At 47.4% G+C, this 21092-nt stretch carries 17 protein-coding genes; 9 read left to right on the top strand and 8 right to left on the bottom strand.

Annotated elements, in window-relative coordinates; translation table 11 throughout:
• Positions 1-54: 54 nt before the first annotated feature.
• The 6 genes from RIF36_RS05900 to RIF36_RS05875 form a co-directional block, all read right to left on the bottom strand.
• Entirely contained in the window at positions 55-2604 is a 2550-nt protein-coding gene (locus tag RIF36_RS05900; protein WP_350126246.1) for a M14 family zinc carboxypeptidase, read from the bottom strand.
• 72 nt (positions 2605-2676) lie between these two features.
• On the bottom strand, positions 2677-3288 hold the full coding sequence (locus RIF36_RS05895; RefSeq protein WP_350126243.1) for a TetR/AcrR family transcriptional regulator: 612 nt from the start codon (positions 3286-3288) through the stop codon (positions 2677-2679).
• Between the two features lie 66 nt (positions 3289-3354).
• Positions 3355-6528 carry an efflux RND transporter permease subunit gene (locus RIF36_RS05890; protein WP_350126240.1) on the bottom strand — a complete coding sequence of 1058 codons (3174 nt, stop codon included), beginning with the start codon at positions 6526-6528 and terminating at the stop codon, positions 3355-3357.
• 12 nt (positions 6529-6540) lie between these two features.
• Positions 6541-7599 (bottom strand): efflux RND transporter periplasmic adaptor subunit, encoded by a 1059-nt coding sequence (locus RIF36_RS05885; protein WP_350126237.1) that lies wholly within the window; start codon positions 7597-7599, stop codon positions 6541-6543.
• Positions 7600-7615: 16 nt separating this feature from the next.
• The gene (locus RIF36_RS05880) at positions 7616-8986 is read right to left on the bottom strand and encodes a TolC family protein (RefSeq protein WP_350126234.1); all 1371 of its coding nucleotides are present in this window, start codon (positions 8984-8986) and stop codon (positions 7616-7618) included.
• Positions 8987-9032: 46 nt separating this feature from the next.
• Positions 9033-9491 carry a GbsR/MarR family transcriptional regulator gene (locus tag RIF36_RS05875; RefSeq protein ID WP_350126231.1) on the bottom strand — a complete coding sequence of 153 codons (459 nt, stop codon included), beginning with the start codon at positions 9489-9491 and terminating at the stop codon, positions 9033-9035.
• Between the two features lie 242 nt (positions 9492-9733).
• Here RIF36_RS05875 and RIF36_RS05870 point away from each other — a divergent pair, with 242 nt between their 5' ends.
• The 4 genes from RIF36_RS05870 (at position 9734) to RIF36_RS05855 (ending at position 16110) form a co-directional block, all read left to right on the top strand.
• A complete protein-coding gene (locus tag RIF36_RS05870; RefSeq protein WP_350126228.1) occupies positions 9734-11110 on the top strand; it encodes a 3'-5' exonuclease family protein in 1377 nt (458 codons plus the stop codon).
• A gap of 154 nt (positions 11111-11264) precedes the next feature.
• Positions 11265-13235: a DUF1592 domain-containing protein gene (locus tag RIF36_RS05865; protein ID WP_350126225.1), complete on the top strand. Its 1971-nt coding sequence runs from the start codon at positions 11265-11267 to the stop codon at positions 13233-13235.
• Positions 13232-14611 carry a DUF1552 domain-containing protein gene (locus RIF36_RS05860; RefSeq protein WP_350126222.1) on the top strand — a complete coding sequence of 460 codons (1380 nt, stop codon included), beginning with the start codon at positions 13232-13234 and terminating at the stop codon, positions 14609-14611. Before RIF36_RS05865 ends, RIF36_RS05860 begins: the two co-directional genes overlap by 4 nt.
• Before the next feature lie 29 nt (positions 14612-14640).
• Positions 14641-16110: a c-type cytochrome domain-containing protein gene (locus RIF36_RS05855; protein WP_350126219.1), complete on the top strand. Its 1470-nt coding sequence runs from the start codon at positions 14641-14643 to the stop codon at positions 16108-16110.
• Positions 16111-16162: 52 nt separating this feature from the next.
• On the opposite strand, the gene RIF36_RS05850 is transcribed toward RIF36_RS05855, so the two are convergent.
• Positions 16163-17275, bottom strand: coding sequence for an amidohydrolase family protein (locus RIF36_RS05850; protein WP_350126216.1), 1113 nt, complete (start codon positions 17273-17275; stop codon positions 16163-16165).
• Positions 17276-17442: 167 nt separating this feature from the next.
• Between RIF36_RS05850 and hppD the strand changes: the two genes are divergently transcribed.
• The 5 genes from hppD to RIF36_RS05825 all read left to right on the top strand — a co-directional run bounded on the left by hppD (position 17443) and on the right by RIF36_RS05825 (position 20538).
• Entirely contained in the window at positions 17443-18576 is a 1134-nt protein-coding gene (gene hppD / locus RIF36_RS05845) for a 4-hydroxyphenylpyruvate dioxygenase (protein WP_350126213.1), read from the top strand.
• 21 nt (positions 18577-18597) lie between these two features.
• Complete coding sequence (locus RIF36_RS05840) at positions 18598-19071, top strand: MarR family winged helix-turn-helix transcriptional regulator (protein WP_350126210.1); 474 nt, start codon at positions 18598-18600, stop codon at positions 19069-19071.
• A 72-nt stretch (positions 19072-19143) separates the two neighbouring features.
• Entirely contained in the window at positions 19144-19482 is a 339-nt protein-coding gene (locus tag RIF36_RS05835; RefSeq protein WP_350126207.1) for a hypothetical protein, read from the top strand.
• 39 nt (positions 19483-19521) lie between these two features.
• Positions 19522-20184, top strand: coding sequence for a deoxyribose-phosphate aldolase (deoC, locus tag RIF36_RS05830; protein WP_350126204.1), 663 nt, complete (start codon positions 19522-19524; stop codon positions 20182-20184).
• 84 nt (positions 20185-20268) lie between these two features.
• Positions 20269-20538, top strand: a complete 270-nt coding sequence (locus tag RIF36_RS05825; RefSeq protein WP_350078364.1) for an acylphosphatase — start codon at positions 20269-20271, stop codon at positions 20536-20538.
• Here the strand turns inward: RIF36_RS05825 and RIF36_RS05820 are convergent.
• Positions 20535-21047, bottom strand: a complete 513-nt coding sequence (locus RIF36_RS05820) for a hypothetical protein (protein WP_350088976.1) — start codon at positions 21045-21047, stop codon at positions 20535-20537. The two genes, RIF36_RS05825 and RIF36_RS05820, sit on opposite strands and share 4 nt — an antisense overlap.
• Positions 21048-21092 lie beyond the last annotated feature (45 nt).

Genomic DNA, 21092 nt, shown 5'->3' with positions numbered 1-21092 from the left:
AATCTTTTCGGCTTACCCTTTTAAAACATGTTAAAATCGGAGCCATGGTCGGTATTAAGGTACCGAAATGGTGCTCCCAAAGAACAACGCATTCAAAAAAAGCTTGTTGGTGCCATACCAGTAGCCCCTGAAGTTGCAGTTGTCGGTAAACAAAATAGTTCTGCCCCGGCCGCTGCCATCCAGCAGAATCGACGGAGAATCTTTCACCTTTTCCACATTAGACGGGGTGACAAAACCCGCCAGCCAGGGCTGGGCAGTGTACTGTGCCACCGTGCGGAAAGGGTTTTCGCTAGGTTTCATAAAGATGGTGCTGTTCCGGTATACCGGCAGTTTCTTTGAGGTATACCCAAAGGCAATTGGGTTGGTTAAATCGATGTCAGCTTCGAAAATCACTCCACCAATACTTTGAGCACCATAGTAGTTGCGGGCATCTTCATAGTCCATTCTCCCTGGCGTCTTTTCGTCTTTACTTTCTACCAGCTTTTCTTTCACCAGTCCTTTGGAGATCGCCCATTGGGTAGCCCCTTTTTGGGTAATAAGTGTCCCACCACCACGAATCCAGGCTTTCAAATCTTCAACGAAACTATCTGACACATCATTGTACCGTCCGTTCACCAGAATCACTGTGTTGTAGTCCGAGAGCCTCACCTGTCCTATGTCGCCCTTGTCCACTTTTGTGATGGGCATACCGATTTTGCTGTCGAGTAAATGCCACACTTCACCAGCTTCATAAAGAAATATTCCCTCACCGATAACCATCAGTGCTTTGGGAAGTGTAACGGTTTCGAAGCTTCTTGATCCAAGCCCTACTCCTTTGTCGGTGTAGCCAGTGGCGGTTGCATCAAAGGACAAGCCTGAGAGCTCACTTGCCTCCTTTACGAGTGAAAAGAGTTTTTCGGGGTCTACATTCTGATCAGCGACTGACACGAGTATGGAGCCATAGGAGTAATTCTTTTCTGCCCCCTTCACTATGGCTGAAAATGGCTGGTAAGCTACTTTGGCAAAAACGCCGTTTTTCAGCAGATGATAAAGTGCCTTTGGTGCCGCATATTCTCTCCAGTCAAGAATGTAGGCGTATGAAGCCTTTTCTACAGTTGGCGTCGGCATCGGGACGGCCGTAAGCTCTGCACCTAGCGAAGGCGCTTTGGCTTTGATTTCGGCATGTGGCAGTCCGTAAGCCAGTATCATCGTCCAGGTGGAGGCATCGTAAAACACCGAGTCCTCGTATTGTTTCACCTTCTCAAAAACAGAGCGCACCATGCGGTACTGCTTCTGGTTGGTGGGCACGAGATAAGATTTTCCGCTTTCGAAACGCTGGCCTGAAAGTGTTTGTGTTGTAGGATTTTCGTACACCTTCACGTGGTGCTGAAGCAGCAGATCAACAAAGGCATTGGTTCTTCCACTATCAAAGTTGTCACCAAACACATAGGCTTTGATAGGGTCGGCTGCGCCCTGCTTCACACTTTCTTCGAAGAACTCCTTCATGTGGCGCTGGAAGGTTTCCTTTTCTTTTACGACCCCTTTCACTGTCGCCAGGCTGGTGGCCACGTGATTCCGAATGGTGAAGGCAAAGGTGATGTCTTTTGTAGAGGTGTGCTGTAGGTGCCCACGGCTACTGGCTTGCTCGAAAGTTACGCCCAGGCCGCCATGTATGTCGGCATAAGTGGCTCCGTAGCCAGGGTAAGAGTTGTCGTATTGTTCTCTCAGAAAGTAAAGAGAGCCCAGCCCGTCAAGCGATTCGTGAAAGTATTTGGCCATGACAGGATTGAGCACGTCGTAGTTTTTGCGGCCAACTACAGGGTTTTCTGAGCCATAAGGCTTGGTAGGCTCAAAGAAATAGGTGCTGTTGGTGCCCATTTCGTGGAAGTCGGTCACCATGTTGGGGTACCACTTCTGGTGCCACTTAATTCTGTTTTGGCTTTCGACGTGAGCGAGCGGCAGCCAGTCACGATTGAGGTCGTACCAGTAGTGGTTGGTTCGTCCGCCGGGCCATACTTCGTTATGCTCCCTGTCGATCGGGTCAGCCACTGGTGGAAATCCTTTGTGCATATTGGCCCAGTTGGCGTGGCGGTCACGGCCGTCCGGGTTCAGTGAGGGCTCGATGAATATGACCCCGTTTTGGCGGTATTGTTCGGCTTCCGGCTCATTGGAAGCTACAAGGTAGTAGGCCGTTAATAAAGCAGCTTCTGCTGAGCTGGGTTCATTGCCATGCACGTTGTAGCCCAGGTGAATGATGGCCGGAATTTTGCTGATGTCGGGCATTGGCTGCGCAGGGTCGGTGAGCTTGAGGTGCTCGGTGCGGATGGCTTCAAGGCGGCCAAGATTGGCCGGGCTGGAGATGGTAAGCACCACCTGAGCCCTGTGCTCATAGGTGTAGCCAATATTTTGAACAGTAGCCCTGTCGGACACGGCCGCCAACTTTTCCATGTAGGCTACGATGTTGTCGTGGCGGGTATGCCACTCCCCGATGGGGTAGCCGAGAAACTCCTCCGGGCTTGGTATGCTTGAGTCAAAATTTCCGTGCTCCGGAAAGAAATACTCGTTTTGGGCCTGAGCTAACCCTGTGAATACAAAAGCAGATAGTAGTAGAAATATACGCTTCATAACCGTGTTTGTCGTGGTGAATATCAAAGTTACCATGACTGGCAACGGCCTCAACGTATTTGGGATGAGTGGTTATTTTATGGCACCTATTCTTTCAAGCTCGGCGATGCCTTCGGCAGTTGAGATACCACGAAGGAAGATTTTTTTGATTTCATCAAATGCAGCCGGGGTGGACATAACCGAAACATAGGGCATCTGGAGGATGAGGTTTCGGATATTGTTTTCCCAGAAACGGGAAAGGAATAATGGGCTTAAATCTGTGAGAATGTGGCCGTCTTTTTTGCCGCCTTCGATCATCTGGACGAAAATTTGGTCTATGAACTCCTGCTTGTAGGTCTCCCAAATGCTGTATACCTCCCGGTGGTGCTTCTCAATCTGCAGGATTACCCCGCCGGGGATTCGCTCCAAAACCATTTTGAAATGATTGATGAAGAGTAGCAGTTTGTGAAGGGAAGAATTTTCGCCCTCTACTATGGCTGTTAACATCTCCTTTTGCTTCTCCAGCATGGTAGAAAATAACTCGCTAAGCAAATGCTCTTTTGCTGGAAAATACTTGTAGATCGTCTTCTTGGACATACCCAGATCCCTGGCCCATTCGTCGACGGTGTCCAGCCGAGTAGGCTCTGTCAGGAATTTCTCCAGCAGGTAGCTGATGATTCTTTCTTTGGTGTCGTTTGCTTCCATGTATTCAAGAAATAAGGGCGGAGGGGAGCCATGAACTCCTTAACTCCGCCCATCCACCAACCAAACTTATGCGTGCATTAATTCTTCGATATGTCTCTCTTCCACGCCTTCGCTTTCGTCAAGTTCTTTGGCATAGTCGTGTCCTTTTTTGTCAAGCCCAAGTCTGGCCAGGACGCTGTCAACAATTTGATAGGCCACGGGTATCACCACCAGGGTCAGGAACATAGAGCTGATCAAGCCACCAATGATGGCCCACGCCAGGCCGTTTTTCCACGCAGCACCAGGTCCCGTGGCGATGGCGATTGGGAGCATACCAATCACCATGGCAATAGTGGTCATAAGAATGGGCCTGAGACGTTCCTGAGTAGCTTCGACCAGGGCATCCTTCGTTTTCATGCCCTTCTCTTTCAAGTGGTTTGTAAAGTCTACCACCAGAATGGCGTTTTTCGCCACGAGACCTATCAGCATAATGATACCCAGAATGGTAAAAATACTGAGTGTGTTCTGCGTCATGGCAAGGGCCAGCAACGAACCAACCATGGCCAGTGGAATGGAGAACAACACCACGAAAGGATAGACATAGTTATCGTACAGGGCTACAAGAATTAAATACACCAGGAGGATGGAGGATGCAAAGGCGATCAAAAGGCTTGAGAAAGCTTCCGACTGGTTCTGCGCATCCCCACCGAACTCATAGCTTACCTCCGTCGGAGGATCGAGTTTCGCCAATCTCTCCCTGATCTCAGCAGTTACAGTACCTGAGGGACGACCTATTACCTGCGACTGTACAGACACAGAGGTAATTCTGTCCTTTCTCTCCAGCCTTGAAGGGCCGGTGCTTTCCTTGACCGCAGCGAACTGATCCAACCGGATAAGCTGCCCTTTGTTATTGACGAGACTAAGCGCTTTTATATCGTCAATGCTCTTCCTGTCGAAGTCGTCGAACTTGATATTGATATCGTAGTCGTACTCTCCCTGACGGAACTTCGCATTGTTGTTGCCGTTAAATGCTGTTTGCATCGTGGCACCAACCATCTCAAGCGACAAACCAAGTGACGCCATCTTGTCACGGTCAACCGCCACAAATATTTCAGGGTTACCTGCTTCCACCGACAGTTTCATTTCTGTGGTGCCGGATACTTTCTTCACCTCTTCCAACACTTTGTTGGCATACACCATCACACTGTCAAGGGTAGGCCCTTTCACAATGATGTCGATAGGCGCCTGGTTGGCTGTACCCATGATAGAAATTGGCGTGGTCTTGATTTTGGCTTCCGGCACTTTGGCCTCCAATTCATTTTTAAGCAAGCTCGCCAGGATATTGCTGGAGTGCTCTCTTTGGTCTTCAGGCACAACCTTTACCGTAATTTCGGCAGCATAGGCTGTTCCCTGTGCGGAACCTCCCACGCCGCCCGTAGACTGCTGACCAACAGTGGTGAACAGCGATGTAATTTCGGGCTTTTCTGCCAGAAGATCTTCAATTTTTCTGGTGGCAAGGTTTGTTTGTTCCAGCGTGGCATCTTTTGGCATTTCCACCTGAACGATAAACTCTCCACGGTCGCCTTGTGTGACAAATTCAGCGCCAATGAAACCCATTGGAACCAGCGCTACGGCTGCCACAAAGAGAACGAAAGTGACAGCGATGGTTACAAACTTATGACCAAGAGCCCACACAAGAATTCCCTTGAGCCAGGATGCAAACCCGTCAATTCCTTTTTCGAAACCAAGGATGAATCTTCCAAAGAGGTTTTTATTAGAAAGGTGCTCGAGTTTTGAAAACCTGGAAGAAAGAAGAGGGATGACCGTAAATGAAACCAGTAGACTGAGAAGTGTGGAGATGACGACAACAATCGAAAACTGCTTCATCAGGTTAGAGATAAGTCCTGAAGTGAGGGCGATAGGGAAGAACACCACCACAATTACCATGGTGATCGACACTACAGTAAATCCGATTTCCTTTACACCATCAAAGGCAGCTCTTGCCCTGCTTTTTCCCATTTCCATGTGGCGGTAGATATTCTCAATTACCACAATAGCGTCGTCCACCAGGATACCTACCACCAGCGAAAGCGCCAGTAGTGTCATCAGGTTCAATGAATAATCCAGCAAGTTGATAGCAATGAATGTCGAAATGAGCGATAGCGGCACTGCTATCATTACGATGATGGCATTTCGCAGCGAGTGAAGAAACAATAACATAACGATTGCCACGAGAATGATAGCGATAAATAAGTCGTGTATTACCGAATCGGCCGCCTCCAGGGTGTATCCTGAAGAGTCGGAAGCAATACTGAATCTCAAATTGTCGCCGGCGTATATTTTTTGAAGCTTGGTGATTTCGGCATTCACCAGACGGCTTACCTCCACGGCGTTGGCATCCGATTGCTTAAGAATGGAAATTCCCAATGAGTTAACCCTGTCCACACGGGTAATCATGGTAGCCTCTTTCTTTGTATCCTGTACTTCGGCAATGTCTTTCAGCCTCACAGGCGCACCATCCACCACAGTCACAACCAAATTCCGCATTTGATCGAGTGACTCATATTTTCCAGCCAGGCGAACAAGCACCTGGTCTTCATTGGTTTTTATTTTACCTGTAGGGAAATCAAGGTTGGCATTTTGAATCAGCTGAGATACCTGAAGGATGGACAGGTTGTAGGCGTTCAGTCTCTCACGATTGATGTTCACCCGGATTTCACGTTCTTCACCGCCAATGATATTGATTTGAGCTACACCTGGAATACGTGCCAGAGCTGGCTGTATCCTGTTTTCCACCACGTCGTAAAACTTGGTTGCCTCCATATCAGCAGTGGCTCCCATTCTCATAATGGGGAGGTCATCGAAGCTGAACTTGTTGAGGGCAGGAGCCCGTACATCCTCGGGCAAGTTGCCCATAATGGTGTTGATTTTTCGCTGAGCTTCTTGCAGTGCCAGATCGACATCGGCATCAGCCTTTAACTGAATCACAATAATGGACACACCCTCAATGGAGGTGGTGCGTAGCTGATCGATGTTTTCCAGAGAAGATAGTGTGTTCTCCAGCTCTTTCGACACCGAGTTTTCCACTTCATAAGGAGAAGCACCCGGATAGACTGTGCTCACCGTTAGTATTGGAGGGCTGAATTTAGGTATCAGCTCATAGTTGAGTGAGAAGTAGCTGATAGCACCCAGAAAAATCAGGACGGTAAACAGCACCACTACTAATGAGGGTCTCTTGATAGATATTTTGGTAATTTCCATGATTGCTGGTGCTTAGTTTTGTAGTACTTCAATGACATCACCATTGCTCAGGTTGATCTGACCACTGGTGATAACTGATTCACCTTCTTTCAACCCCGCTACAATAGCTACCCTTTCGCCCACCGAGCTTCCAGTGGTCACTGACCTTAGCACAGCCTTGTTGCCCTCATTCACATACACCTGTGCGTGGTCAAGACTGCCAATGATCGCATTTCTGGTTACAGTAAGCTGTGGAGTCACATCTCCCGTGCCAAATTGCGCCTGAGCATACATGCCAGCTTTCAGTTGGTCTGATGAGTTGTTGACTTCTATTTCCACAGGATAGTTCAGGCTTGCGTCCGCTTTCACTCCAATGAAAGTCACTTTACCGTCGAACGCCCTGTCAGGAAGAATGTCCGACGAAACAATCACAGCCATGCCTTTTTGAATTTCGAAAACCTGTGCTTCTGTCACTTTCACAACCAGCTTTAGCTTGCTCACATCAACAATGTCAAACATTTTTGCTCCGGCATTCAGGTAGGAGCCTACTTCGATGTATCGGGCATTCACAGTGCCTGCAAACGGAGCTTTGATGCTCGAGTCTTGCAGCTTCCTCTTTGCATTTTTGAGCCTTATGTCAGCGTTGGTGTAGCCAAGCTTGGCATCTTCCAGCTGCTGAGATGTGATGGCACCGCCCTCGGCTAGCTTTTCGTACTTTTCAAGGTCAGCTTTCATCTTTTTGAACGCTGCCTCTGATGCGACTACCTCGTTTTGAAGCAGCTCATGATCAAGCGTTGCCATGGTTTGAGACCGTGAAATTTTGTCCCCCTTCTCGGCATTGATTGAGATGACCCTGCCCGAAATTTCAGAAACAAAGGTGAGCTCTCTGGTTGGTTCAAAATTTCCAAACGCAGCGAAGCCGTCTTTCAGTGACTCCAGTTTGGCTTTTTCCACTCTCACCGCCACGTAGCCGTTCGATTGCTGAGCCAGGCTGGTTAGGGCAGCTGCCTCTTCTTTGTTGCCTTTCAGCACCCACACAATGCCGCCAATGATGGCAAGCACTACTACTATATTTATAATGATCTTTTTCATCTTCTTTGTCGATGTGTTATTGATTGACTAATGATTTGATATTTCCCTCTGATTTAAGGAGTTGGAGTTCTGATAATCTGTATTGTAAAAGAGCAGATGCATAGCCTAGCTGAGCGTCTGTGAGTGCTGTCTCGGCGTCGAGCAAGTCGGATAGCGAAGTGACTCCTTCGCTATAAGTCTGTTGGCCTTCATTGTATACTTCCTGCGCCAGGGCTACGTTCTCCTGCTGAGCCAGAAGGCTTTCTCTGCTTGTTCTGATGGTGTTCAAAGCGTTGGCTCTTTGCAGGTTCAACATTTTTTCGGTTGACCTCTTGTCTTCCTGTACTTTCAGCAGATGAATTTTTGACTGCTGAATCTGGGCATCCTTTCTAAACCCATCGAAAATAGGGATGCTCAGTTGAAGCCCGATTGATGCATTGTCGTACCAGTTCAGTGTGCTGTTCTCTTTTGACTTGAAGTAGTCGAAGTTGTTGCCCACGCCGTTGTAGGCATACTGGGCTGTCAGCGCCAGGGTGGGAAAGTAGCCCGACCTGAAGCTTTTTTCTTCCAGGCTGTACAAGTGCTGCTGTGCGTCGAGCAAGCGGTAGGAGGTCAGATTAGTTACTTCCGAATCATCAGCTAACTGAACCTGACCGGGCATCTCAGCTGGGTTTAATGCTTCCAAATTAACATCCTGCTCAAGCGGAATGCCAGTGTAATACTTTAGTAAATTCTTTTGTTGCGACAGGCCATCGCTGATGCCCTGAGCCTGCGTTTTCAGATTGGTCTGACTTACTTTCAGACGGCTCAAATCAGTTTTCTTTACAAAGCCCGCATCGACCTGCAACGCTATCAGCCTCACATTTTCTTCCAGCTTTTGTAATGTACTTTCCATCTGCTCTAACTGATGCTGGGTAATGAGCACCTGATAGTAAAGCGAGGCTACCTGCTCAATCACCTGCTCCTCAGTAAGTGACTTGCTCAGCTCATAAAACTCTTCGCTGGCCTTGGCTGCCTGAAGTCCGGTGAACACCGACTGGTTAAATATTTGCTGGGACGCTGAAGCTGAGGCAGCAAAATTGTATTGTGTACCAATTCGAACCTGCGACACCGTGCCGGGATTGCCGGTAAATTCACCCGGCAAAATAAGGACAGGCAATAATAAGTTGTCGGTTAGGTTGGCGTTGCCATTGAGTTGTGGCAATGCTTGAGCCTTCACCTCTCTTACTTTTTGCTGACCTTCTAGGATACTGAGGTCTGCTTTCCGTATCTCTACATGATGCTCAAGCGCCCTCCCAAGCATTTCCTGAAGGCTGTAATTTCCATCCGACGCAGCTTCTTGCGCCAGCACTGGTTGGGCAATCAAACTTGCGGCTACCAACCCCACACACATTATTATTCCTTTCATTTGATTCGTTTGGTTCGTTTTTAAAAGAACTAACTATGTAAAATTTTTATGAATGCATTTTTTCCCACTTATCAATGATCTTTGGCATCTCCTCGGCCAGGTACTTGTGGAAGGCCTCCAGCTTCATCAAGTCTTGAGTAAACTCAGACTGTTTGTCATCCCTGATGGACACGCAGTCATTGATCAATGATGAAAAAGAAGAAAAGAACTCTGCTCTCTCTTTTGTTTGCCCGATCCACGGCTTAAGGTCGAGAAAGAAATATCTTTTTCTGTCGCCGGATATTGTTAAATACTTAACTAAACCCTTTTCTACGAGTTTATTAAGGGCGTTGCTTACAGAGCTTTTGCTGGCATTCACGAACTGATGAATCTCATAGAAAGTTCTACCTTTCTCATTCGAAGTCATCAGATACCCAATGAGCCTTCCCGCCACTGGGGGGTACCCGTTCTGCTCAAAGAACACGCCGACTTTCTCAACATAATCAACTCTGGCCTTTTCGTTCATGGGTGCTAAAAATTTAGTTTATTTAGTTCGGTTGCAAACGAACTAATATGCAAAGAAACGAAGTAGGCTTCGGAAAGTTTCCAGTTTTTACAGAAAAAATTACGCAAACGATTTAGACGACGCTGGTTGACAGGCCAAATGAAAAAAATTGCCTGGGCCGGAATGCCTTATTACGGCCTTTTGTTATCCACTGGCTTTCCCACAGCTTCAGAAAGCCGAAAAAACTTCACATATTTGAGTGTATGTACGCTATCATCGACATTGAGACAACGGGGGGCAATGCGCAGTTTTCCAAAATCACGGAAATTGCCATTTATGTCCATGATGGCACGCAGGTTGTCGATGAATTTACTACGCTGATTAACCCCGAATGCAATATCCCTCCCTTCATCACCAAACTCACTGGTATTACCAACGAAATGGTGGAAGACGCCCCCAGGTTTTTTGAGGTGGCAAAGAAGATTGTGGAGGTGACTGAGGGTAAAATATTTGTCGCACACAATGTCAACTTCGATTACGGATTTGTGAGGCACGAGTTTAAGCGCCTGGGGTATGAATTTAAGCGGGACACACTTTGTACAGTAAAACTGAGCAGGAAAATACTGCCCGGAAAGGCGAGCTATAGCCTGGGTAATCTGTGCAAGAGCCTGGGGATTGAAATCGAAAACCGGCACAGAGCTGGCGGTGACGCTTTTGCAACCGTAAAACTGATTGAGATTTTGCTTCAGACCGATAGTGGAACGGTTTTCAACAAATTTTTAGAGGCCGGAGTGGGCATTGGCAAGGTCAACGAGTTTCTTACCTGGGAGGAAATTTCCAGCTTGCCAGAGAATCCAGGCGTCTACTATTTCCATAATCGAGCCGGGGAGGTGATTTATATAGGCAAAAGCAAGAACATCAGAAGCCGGGTTACTCAACACCTGAAGAAACCGGCTGGTTTGAAAGGCAGAGAGCTGAAAAACAAGGCAGCGTCTGTCACTTTTGAGGAGACGGGCAATGAGCTGGTGGCACTTTTGCTGGAAAGTGAAGAAATCAAAAAAGTGCAGCCGATGTACAACAGGATGCAGTTGCGGAACTCCTATCGCTACGGCCTTTTTGCCGACCTTCAAATCGATGGCTACATCCATTTCAAAGTCGGAAAGATTGATGGCAAAGCAGAACCATTTGTTGTTTGCTCCTCTGAAGACGAATCGTTGAAGGTGCTAAGGCGATTGGTCAAACGTTTTCAGCTATGCGCTCATATTGCAGGCTTGGAAAGGCAAATGACCCCGGAGCGGGGTTGCTTTGATTATAGCTTGCAGTCATGTCAAGGAGCCTGCGTTGGCAAGGAGGAAAGTGATATTTATAATGAGCGAGCGACTTTGGCCATGCGCTCATGGCAATTCAAGCATCCCAACTGCTTTATTTTTGACAAGGGCCGCCACACGGAAGAGAAGACGATCATTTGTATAGAAAATGGCAACTACCGGGGCTTTGGCTACGCCGACGCCGACCTACTAGGCAATAGCCCCGACCTGATCAGGGACTGCATTCAACCAAAGAAACCAAATAGAGAGGTCAACCGCCTGATTTACCACTACCTGGAAACCAAAAGGGTGGAGGCGGTGGTTGAATATTGAGGATGGGGCTATTCTCAATCACTCCATTCCTCCGAACACATAATTTTTTAGCCCTCCCTCTTATCTGTATCGTTTGCAGAGGCAAAAATTGCTAAATTGATGCGTACTGAGTATTTGTGCGGGAACATTTTCTGCCAACAACTGCGAAACAGTTATGAAGCACACTCAATTTATATGCTTTTGCCTGGCCTTTTTGCTGAGCGCTTTTGCAACAAAAGCCTCAGCTCAGGAGCTGTATGACTACGACACCGAGATCAGACCACTGCTCTCGCAGAAGTGTTTCGAATGCCACAATACCAACATGCCCAAGGCAAACGTCAACCTTGACAACTACAAGGAAAAGGCCAGGGTAGTCAAAGATGGTGCCTTTTGGCTCAAAGTACTTGAACAAATTGAGAGCCGGGATATGCCTCCCAAATCAAAGTCACCTCTTTCCGACGAAGACTATCGCCTGCTGGTAGATGGCATTAATGGCATTCTTCAGAGCTCGCTCAAAGAACATGTGCCAGGCCAGATCGTTATTCGCCGACTCAGCCATACCGAATATCAATATACCATCAAAGATTTGACGGGTTACGACTTTGATGCCCGAAGCTATTTCCCCTCCGATGGTTCGGGTGGTGGTGGCTTCGACAATCAGGGAGGCTCGCTTTTTATCACGCCACTGAAACTGGAGAGATACTACGATGCCGCAGACCTGGTACTACAAGGCGTAGCAGAAAATGAACAATTGTGGAGAAACATAGCGCCGGAGGCATATGATCCCTCATGGCTGACCAGGCTAACTGTGTGGGTGAAATCTCTTTTCGACGACTCTTATAGTAGCATGACTCATGCACAACTGGCGGCCGAAAAAACCATTTTCCCATTTGCTACCAAAGCCTACCGAAGGTTTTTGAAAGATGACGAGAAAGCCAGATTGGGCACTTTGTTCACCCAGGTGTACCAGGGCATGGACACGCTTGATAACCCTCAGAGGTTTGACCAAAGCATCGCCCAGGTGTACAAGATGGTGTTAGTGTCACCGAATTTTCTTTACCGAACAGAAGAAGAACCACCAAACAGTAAAGCCTATTACCTCAGCGATTTTGAGATGGCCTCAAGGCTTTCTTATTTCTTGTGGTCAAGCATGCCTGACGATGAGCTATTTAGCCTGGCCTACATGGGCAAGCTACAGGACACACTTGTATTGGAAGGGCAAGTAAAACGTATGCTGGCTGATCCAAAAGCCAGGCGATTTGCAGAGAGCTTCTCTACACAATGGCTGGGGATCAACAAGCTATTGGACACCCAACCCATAGTAGATCCGGAGAAATTCCCTGACTTTGACATGCCTCTGCGTGAAGCCCTGTACCGGGAAACGGTCGAGTACTTCTATTATGTGCTGACTGACAGCAAGAACATGATGGAGTTGGTCAACAGCAATTATACCTTCCTGAACCAGAAACTCGCCGATTTCTATGGTGTGGAGGGCGACTTTAACGACGAATACAAAAAAGTGCTTTTGGCCAATGCCAACAGAGGTGGAGTGATGGGCATGGGCAGTGTGCTGACTGTTTCCTCACTGCCGGTGCGCACAAGCCCGGTGCTGCGAGGGAAATATGTGATGGAGCAAATCATGGGTATTTCACCACCACCACCACCACCAGAAGTGGCTGAGCTGGTGGAAGATGAAGGAGCACATAGCGAACTGGGCCTTAGAAAACTACTGGAGAGGCATCGTTCGAGTCCCGGATGTTTTAGCTGCCACCAGAAAATGGATCCGCTGGGGCTGGGGCTTGAAAATTTTGATGCTACCGGACGGTGGAGAGACAGCTATGGCAAAGCGGACATTGATGCCTCCGGTACTCTGGCAGATGGCAGGGAGTTTAACGGGCCTGCTGAGCTGAAGGTATTGTTAATGGACGAGAAAGAAAAAATTGCGAGAAATCTGGCTACAAAAGTGCTTTCTTATGCTTTGGGCCGTGGCACCATTTTTACAGATGAGCCGGCGCTTCGAAAGCTGGAAACAGCCTTGTTAGAGAATAATTTTAATCCTGATCCATTTATTGTTGAATTGGTGAAAAGCTATCCGTTCAGAATGAAAATCAATGATTTCAGGGACAAGATAAATGAAGTATTATGAGCAAGAAGTGGCAAATATCCAGAAGACGAATGCTAAAAGGGGTGGGTGCCTGTATGGCCTTACCTTTTCTCGACGCCATGGCGCTACCTGGCATGAGCTCCCCGGTTCCGTCTAAATCCCCGCTGAGAACAGCCTTTATTGTGATGCCAAACGGCGTACACCCTCATCACTGGACACCGGCTACCGTCGGCCGGGGTTATGAGTTCACCCAACAGCTACTGCCGCTTAAGCACCTGCAAGATGATTTCCTCGTGCTGGGCGAGCTGATGAATATGAATTCGCTCAGGACTGCTGACGGTCACTACACCAAAACCGCCAACCTTCTTACTTCCACAAGAATCCGGCAGACTACCGGTGACAATATCAATAGCGGAGGTGTTTCTATCGATCAGGTCATCGCCAATCACGTGGGCGGAGACACCTTGTTTCCTTCGTTAGAATATGGCCTGGATCGAATAGCTACCGGCGTGGACATTAACGTCGGGCTCACAAGATTGTATGCCTCAAGCATCTCCTGGAAAACTGCCACACAACCCCTTACCAAGGAGATCGACCCAAAGATGGCTTTCGACAGGTTGTTTGGGAGGTATGTTCCAGGGGCAAAAATAAAAAATGATCCATGGAAGCAAAGTGTTCTCGACGCCGTGCTGGATGATGCCAAAAGTCTCAAGAGAAACCTGGGAAGGTCAGATCAGGATAAGTTGACGGAATACCTTGACTCTGTTTACAGTTTGGAAAAAAGAATTTCCGACGGAGCCAATCAGGAAAAGTTTGCAGCCAACCTGACCGGTGACGTTAAAAAGGAGCTGATTCGCCTGAATCAGAACATTGAAGAATATGCGGAGGTGCGCAGTGGTGTGGACGTGACCGAAAAGACCCGCATGATGCTCGACATCATGGCCCTGGCATTCTGGAGCGACGCCTCACGGGTAAGTACCTTTTTGTTTGGCAACTCGGTGAGCAACCGTAACTTCTCCTTCCTCCCTGGCGTAAATGACGGCCACCATTCCATTTCTCACCATATGGAGGACGAAAAGAAACTGGCACAGTACGTCAAGATCACCCAGTGGCACATGGAACAATACGCTTACTTCATTGAAAAACTGAAATCGATGAAGGAAGGTGAGAGCAACGTTTTTGATAACTCCATGATCATGTTCAGCTCCGACCTGCGGGACGGCAACCGACACTCGCCCCGCAACCTGCCCGTGCTATTGGCTGGCAGGGCTGGGGGGAGAATTAACCCGGGGCAAAACCTGATCTACGAAAAAGAAACCCCTTTGGCCAATCTTTATGTGACCATGCTGGAGGCATTGAACATTGAAAAGACCAGCTTTGCCGACAGCACCGGTAAACTGGCAAACATACTGGCATAGTTAACAAGACCCTATAATTAGTTTGGCATTTGAGAGTAGAAGCATTAGTTAAGCATCCGGCGCTGGTTGTTTGTTGGTTTGTTATCGGAGTTCTTGTTTTGGGATTGCCATTTATTGGCAAAATTGAGGCGCCGGTTTTCTTTTTGATGCTGGGGAGGTTCCATCCCCTGGTGCTGCATTTTCCTATAGTCCTTATTATCCTGGCTTTGATGCTGGAGCTGGCTATCAAGTTCAACTTCGTTCCTAAAGCCCCCGGCCTTCAGCTAACGATGCTTGTGGCCTCTGCTTTCACGGCATTGGCTGCTATTCTGGCTGGCTATTTCCTTTTTGTTGGCGGAGAGTACTCGGGAGACCTGATGGAGCAGCATTTTTGGGGAGCTACGGTGAGCGGAGCAGGCGTTTTTTTTGTAACCGGGCTGTATTTGCTGTCTCAGCGCTTTACGCCAGTCTACCCATTCTATATTGGCCTCCTGGTGCTTACTAATCTGTCGATAGGCTTCACCGGGCATATCGGTGGCTCCATCACCCACGGTAAGGACTACCTTACCGAATACATTCCTCTCATTTTTCAGGAAGAAGCAAGCGGTAACAAAGAGGTTGAGGAGATGCTGGTGTACGACGATATGATAAGCCCTATTTTCGAGGCCAAATGCATGAGCTGCCACAATCAGTCCCGGTCAAAAGGCGGACTCACCATGAGTTCCCTGCAAAGTATTGCGAAAGGAGGCGACAGTGGGCTGGCACTCATAACGCCTGAAGATTTGGAGCAAAGCGAGCTATTCAACAGAGTGACCCTTCCCGCTGACCACGATGACGTAATGCCCCCGGAAGGGCAGTCACCCATGAGTGAGCAGGAAATTGAATTACTTAAATACTGGATTACTTCTGGGGCCTCCCCCGAGCAGAAAGTGACAGCGTTACAGGCACAACCCGAGATTGCCAGGGTAACCAATGAACTGCTTCCACAGCTGGCCCGGTACCGGCGCAAGCAGGCTATAGCCGAATTGAAATTGAAAGAAGTAACTGATGAGTTGGTAACCGTGGGCAAAAAACTGAACCTGGCCGTAGAACCAGACAGCCTTGACCCAGGCCTTTTTAGCCTGAGAGTGAAATTTCCACCGGCCCCTTTTTCTAATGACCAGTTCAGGGAACTGGCTCCTTACAATGACGCTTTCAGTCGGCTTTCCATCGTCTCTAGCAGTATAGATGACGATGGGCTATACCACATCAGCCAAATGACTAATGTGAAAAAGCTTTTTCTCCAGAAGACAAACATCGATGGTAGTGGGTTTATCTACCTGATGCAAATGCCGAACCTTGAAACACTCAATCTCTCTTTCACCAAAGTTGATGACAAGGTTGCGTTAGACCTCTTGAAGTTCCCAAGCCTGAAAGAAGTGTATTTGCTTGGTACCAAATGCACACCGCAGGTGGTCGAAGCACTTAGAAAGAACAAGCCGGGATTGAAGATACTTATTGAAGAGGGGCCGTACTTTTAACAAAGAAGGGTGAACACTCATACGAATGTTCACCCGGAAATAATTATTTCAATTACTTAGGAAACACACTCTTGTCAATATTAGGAATGATTTTGAGAGCGTTCTTATAGTACACCTTCTTCAGCACCTCATCAGGCAAATCTAGTCCATACATTCTCCAGAAAGCATGGTACCTTTTGTAGTAGGGGAAGTACTCATCGGCCGTTTCCAGCACCCTGAAGTAGGTATAGTATTCTTCAGGGTTGTAAGCATCCTTGCCAAATAAAATCCGGTCCTGATACTTAGTAAAGAAGGCCTTGGCTGCTCTTGGCTGCCTGCCTAGTTCAGCGATGATGGCGCCGATCTCTGTGTACATATTGGGCATTTCATCCAGTAGCTTGCCAAGGGTCGCCAGGTCGTTGGCGTACCAGCCGAAGTGTGCATTAATGAAGGTAGTTTTCTTGTGTTTCTTAAACACGTTGTGCTGCTCCTGAATAATCTGCTCCCAGGGAACCGGGTCGGTAGCAGAGCGCTTACGGTTCGGGTGTGTTTTTAGCTCAAGCCACCGCTCGTTATTTTCATCATAGTCGTCCCAGAACGACTTTGGATCTGCAGAGTGTATCAGCACAGGTATCCCCAGTTCACCGCATTTTGCCCAAACAGGGTCAATTCTTGGATCATCCACAGCCACCCGTTTCCCCGAGCCGTCTGTAACACTAAAGCCGAGACTTTTATAAATTTTCAAGCCATTAGCTCCGGCTTTCACATCTTCTTCAAGAGAGGCCGCAGCCTTTTTACCCCATTCCGGGTCATCTATGCCTGTAAAATCAAGGTTAGTGAAAATGATGAACCTGTTGGGCGAGTTTTTCTTTACGTTATCCAGCACCTCCAGCAAATATCCACGGCTTCCCCGTCCCCTTCCGCTCAAATTGACCATCACACCCATGTTCAAATCATCCATTTCCTTTACCAGAGGAGCGAGATCCTGCTGATTCATTCTGAATTGGTGATTGTGGACATCTACAAACGGGTACTTCGATTTTGTCAACGGGTGTTCCGGCACAACCAGTGTTGACGGGGGATCATATTTCTCCCAGTCCATGATCATTTCTGTGTCCACTTTTTGTGCCAGTGCTTGCGAAAAAATAAGAAGACCACAGGCAAGGGTAAGTAAGAGTTTCTTCATGAGATAGATTTTATAACTTATCTAATTACGAAAGATAGAAAGGCTTGGGCATAACAGCTTATAGGAACGGTAGTTAGAGGGTATGAACTTCAACGTTTTGAAACTTCAAAGCAAAGAGCTAGTTTTGTTATATTACTAATAGTTAGTATAACAACAATACACCCATTATGAATATTTTAGATCATTCTCATCAAAACACAATTGAGGCACCGGAGGACTTTCTGCCACTTTTGGGCACCGACTATCTGGAGCTTTATGTTGGTAACGCTTTGCAGGCAGCTCACTATTATAAAACTGCCTTTGGCTTTCAGTCGCTGGCTTTTTGCGGGCTGGAAACCGGCGTAAAAGACAGGACTTCTTATGTGCTGGTGCAGGACAAGATCCGCCTGGTGCTGACTACTCCCTTAAAGGCAGACACCGAAATCGGCAGACACATTGATAAGCATGGCGATGGCGTGAAGGTGGTAGCACTTTGGGTTGAAGACGCAACTAAAGCCTTCGAAGAAACAACAGCAAGGGGCGCCAAGCCATTTATGGAGCCGCAAGTTGAAAAGGATGAAAATGGCGAGGTGGTTCGTTCAGGTATTTATACTTATGGAGATACTGTTCACATTTTTGTCGAAAGAAAAAACTATATCGGCGTGTTTCTGCCTGGCTTTAAGCCCTGGAAGAGTAGCTACAACCCAAAACCGATCGGCCTGAAGTATGTTGACCACATGGTGGGCAATGTAGGCTGGGGAGAAATGAATCAGTGGGTGGATTTTTATGCCAATGTGATGGGATTTGCTCAGCTGGTGTCTTTCGACGATAAGGACATTTCTACAGAATACACTGCGCTGATGAGCAAAGTGATGAGCAATGGCAATGGCAGGGTAAAGTTCCCAATCAATGAACCAGCCGACGGTGCGAAGAAATCGCAGGTGGAGGAGTACCTGGATTTCTACAATGGGTCAGGCATTCAGCACATAGCCGTTGCGACTGATGACATCATTGAAACGGTTACTCAGCTTCAGAACAGAGGAGTCGAATTTCTAAATGTGCCTACTACCTACTACGATGATCTGCTCGACAGGGTAGGCCATATTGATGAAGATTTGGAACCTTTGAAGAAACTCGGGATTCTCGTCGATAGAGACGATGAGGGCTATTTACTACAGATATTCACTAAGCCTGTCGAGCCTCGGCCGACCATGTTTTTCGAGATCATCCAAAGAAAAGGGGCCAAATCCTTTGGCAAAGGAAACTTCAAGGCATTATTTGAAGCGATAGAACGAGAACAAGAGCTAAGGGGAACATTGTAGTTCCCCTACAATTGCCAATACATGCAGAATAAATATGGATTTCTTATTGAAGTAGCCTCCCGCCAAATAAAACAGGCGTTTCAGCGAAAGCTGCAACTCTCGGGAGCTGACTTAACGGTTGACCAGTGGGTGGTTCTCGATCAACTATCCGAAGGCCCCAAGTCACAGGTAGCGGTTGTGGAAGCGGTTTACAAAGACCCTCCAACTGTCACCCGCATTATAGATTTGCTTGGCCAAAAGGGCCTGGTGGTGAGGAAGGCCGACCCCAACGACAGAAGGAAGTTCAGCGTGGGATTAACTCCAGAAGGAGAGATACTTATTTCACAGCTCAAACCTGTAGTGGATGACTTTCGAAACCAGGGTTGGGAAGGCCTGAATGAAGAAGACTACGTGCATTTGCATCGGATCATGACCAAAATAGTTCATAACTTCGAGATAGCATCGGCAGCTACGCTCATGGATGCCACTGCTATTTCTGATGACAAAGCTGCCTGAGATTTGAAGGTAATATATTCAAACATAGCCCGTTAATTAGGCAGTGTTATGTATAATTATAATCTTTGATGTATGAAGTATTTTGGTGTAATCGTCTTTTTGTTTTTTCTTAGCTGGGGAGCCTCAGCCCAATCGTCAAGGGAAGTAAATACCGCTCAGAAGCAGGGTTCACAGTACAACTCCACTCAAAAGATAAGGAAGGTAAAGAAGAAAAAGAAGAACAAGAAGGATCAGCTTATCGCAGACTATCAGGAGCGGATGAAGCAGAATGCTAAGGCCGATAAAAAGGCAGCCAAGGAGATGGAAAAGCCTCAGTACTCCGATCAGTCCTATTTTGGTCATAAGAAACCGCCTAAGAAAAGGCCACTCGGCAAGCGTAAATTCTGTAAGGAATGTGGCATTGTCCATTAATAATATTGCTCTAAAATATTCCAGTTCTGATTATAGCGCATGCAGCACGTAGCCAGGTGCATTGAGCATACTCTTTTACGCCCGACACTGTCCGACAAAGACATTGATCAATTGGTGTCCGAAGCTAAAGCCTATGGCTTTTGTGGGGTATGTGTGCCGCCCTTTTGGGTGAAAAGAGCGCAGCGGGAAATTGATTCCGCTGATATTCAGCTCGTAACTGTAGTTGGTTTTCCACTGGGCTACCAGATGACCGAAACTAAACTTGAAGAAGCCAGGCTGGCATTGAGGGACGGCGCTACAGAAATAGACATGGTAATGAACATTTCTGCTTTCAAAATGAACCACCCCTGGTTCAAGATTGAGTTGGCTAAAGTAGCTAAACTAGTTCATGAGCAAGAGGCCATCTTGAAAGTGATTATCGAAACGGCTTACCTCACAGACGCAGAAATAGAAAAAGCAGCTACGACTGCCAAAGATGCTGGCGCTGACTTTGTTAAAACCAGTACTGGCTTTGCGGGTGCCGGAGCAAAGGTTGAGCATATTAAACTGCTCAGAGAGATATTGCCATCCCATGTAGGTATCAAAGCTTCAGGCGGTATCAAAACTTTGGCGCAAATGATGGAGCTGATCACTGCAGGCGCTGACCGGATTGGCACTTCGTCCGGCGTGGCCATTGTTAGTGAGCTTTCAAAGCCCTCCTGAACTTCGTTCTCATTTATTTCCACAAGGCTGTTTGATTTTTGAATTGGAATTTTCATTTTTCAATCCTAAACCGGCAATTGTTAGATGGTCTGTTATCAAATACGTGTGGTGGGCAAGGTGCAGGGTGTCTTTTACAGAGCCAGCACTAAAACCGTGGCTGATGAACTGGGCGTGAAGGGATGGGTGAAGAATGAGGTGGACGGCAGCGTATTAATAGAAGCCGAGGGCACCAAGGACAAACTGATTGATTTAATGGCCTGGTGTAAGAAGGGGCCTCTGCACGCCAAGGTTGACAGCATAGAACGTATTGAGGTCGATTTAAAGCATCACAACGTATTTTTGATCAGGCACTAGGCCACTTTCATGGGCACTATGCCTCTTACTTTGTGAACCCGCACCTCAAACTGGCTATTTAAAAATACCCGCAAGCGGTTTTCAGCAAGCTCCCCTTGTCTTCTGTTTTTGCAAAAAACGGTGGCGGCCAGCACGGCTTTAAGGAATTGAGGGTTTTGCCCAAATTCAGTGCACCAGATTACAAAACGTTCCGCCCATTCTTTAGAATACTTTTCGAAGTGACTGCTGCCGTCCCAGATGAGCTCAAGTTGGTTGTTGCCGTATTTGTATCTGTAGATTCCACACAGAGAAGTGTAGAAGGTATGGAGATAAATGAGCTGGTTTTTTTCGTAGCTTTCAATGCGCAGCGAGGTGTCGTCGTTGAGCCCCAATGGGTTATAAACCTGCTGATAGGCACTTTTTGAAATTGAGATCAGCTCCGTGAGAAGGTCGGCTTCCAGATGGGCCTGGGCTTGCTTTAATATAAGGTTTTTGTCGTAGGGAAAAAAGCGGTGATCTGTCAACTCCATATAGGCACAAATATAAGCTTTTGAATTTTTACCACACCAAAAAAA

This window comes from Imperialibacter sp., from assembly GCF_040222815.1.
Taxonomy (GTDB): Bacteria; Bacteroidota; Bacteroidia; order Cytophagales; family Cyclobacteriaceae; genus Imperialibacter.
Note: the sequence above shows the minus strand (reverse complement) of the source record. Positions and strands in the feature narration are given on the sequence as shown.